Annotated in this window: 2 protein-coding genes; both read right to left on the bottom strand. The window is 66.1% G+C overall.

Going from position 1 to position 1,492, the window contains the following annotated elements; all coding sequences use genetic code 11:
- Positions 1-972 (bottom strand): DEAD/DEAH box helicase (locus tag AB4Y84_RS21520; protein ID WP_442250913.1); only part of this gene is annotated, 972 nt, incomplete at its 3' end.
- Between the two features lie 60 nt (positions 973-1,032).
- A complete protein-coding gene (locus tag AB4Y84_RS21515) occupies positions 1,033-1,416 on the bottom strand; it encodes a nuclear transport factor 2 family protein (protein ID WP_442244580.1) in 384 nt (127 codons plus the stop codon).
- Between the last annotated feature and the right edge of the window lie 76 nt (positions 1,417-1,492).

The raw sequence follows: 1,492 nt of genomic DNA, 5'->3' as shown, positions 1-1,492 counted from the left end.
GTCTTCGCCACTGCGTCCGGCGTGCAGCTCGTTCAGGCGCGCGGTCAGCTTTTCGGCTACGCCACGCGAATTGGCAAAGACAATCGTCGAGCGATGGCGCAGCACATTGTCGAGAATGCTTGCCTCCACGTGCGGCCAGATCGAGCCGATCCGCGCGCCGCCGTCGCGCTCCCCGGGCGTGCCCTGCGTAGTCAGGCTGGACATGTCTTCCACCGGCACTACGATGCGCATCTGCAGCTGCCGCGCCGAGCCGGGTTGGACCACGCTCACCGGGCGGTCGCCGCCCAGGAACGCCGCCACCTCGTCGACCGGCCGCACCGTGGCCGACAGGCCGATGCGCTGCGCCGGCTCGTGCAGCAGCGCATCCAGCCGTTCCAGGCTCAGCGCCAGATGCGAACCGCGTTTGCCACCGGCCACTGCATGGATTTCATCGAGAATGACGGTATGCACATCGCGCAGGATCTCGCGTGCCTGCGAGGTCAACATCAGGTACAGCGACTCGGGCGTAGTGATCAGGATGTCCGGCGGCCGCCGCACCAGGCCTGCACGTTCACTGCTGGAGGTATCGCCGGTACGCAATGCGACGGTCAGCTGCACCGCCGGCTCGCCGCGTCGGGCGCGCTCGTCGATGATGCCCTGCAGCGGCACCTGCAGGTTGCGCTGCACGTCGCTGCCCAGCGCCTTGATCGGGGACAGGTAAAGCACGCGGGTGCGCCGCACCGGCTTGGCCGACGGCGCTGCACGCGCTTGCCGATCACGCTCGGCGAACAGCTGGTCGATGGCATGCAGGAATGCGGCAAGTGTCTTGCCCGATCCGGTTGGCGCGATGACCAGGGTATGTTGACCGGCACCGATCGACGACCAGGCCTGATCCTGCACCGGCGTGGAGGCGTCGAACGCGGCACGGAACCACGCCTGCGTCGCCGGACGGAAGCGCTGCAGCGGGTCCTGCGGGGAATCAGGCGGCGTCATGATGCCTCGATCATACCCAGCTGCGGCCCGTTGGCCGGACCTTCGCAGGCGCTGGCTGCATCAGGCAGCTGATCCGGGGTCGACAACAAAGGCCCGGAGCGTAGCCATCCTGCCGTCACGGAAACGCCAGACGTCGCTGTAAAGACGCGTGGTCCGTCGGCCATCGGTGTCCGTGGTCACGATCGTGCCCACAGCCACCACCATGTCATCTTCGGCCACCAGTTCGATCACGGTGAACTCGGGAGGTTCCTGGTAGTTCGCTTTCATCCATTGGCGAAGGGCCGCCTTGCCACTGATGACCGTGTCACCGATCGCGTTCCACTCGATGTCATCGGTGCAGTGCTGCAGGGACCCTTCGATATCCAATACGGAAATCGCAGCATTCGCAGCCAGCAGGGTGGCCTTGTTCGCACTGGTCATCGGCGGGGTCCGCTCGGCGGTCATGCTGCGAACCTAGCACCGCGATCGTCGGCCGCAGGTCAACGCGACGCACAAAGAAAACGCCCGCAGATCCTGGATC

It is taken from the genome of Stenotrophomonas sp. 2YAF22, assembly GCF_052114665.1.
Lineage (GTDB): Bacteria > Pseudomonadota > Gammaproteobacteria > Xanthomonadales > Xanthomonadaceae > Stenotrophomonas > Stenotrophomonas indicatrix.
This window is presented reverse-complemented; position numbering and strand designations above follow the sequence as displayed.

Coding starts and splice junctions, on each gene's coding strand:
- AB4Y84_RS21515 (WP_442244580.1), bottom strand. CDS start 1,416: ATGACCGCCGAGCGGACCCCGCCGATGACCAGTGCGAACAAGGCCACC.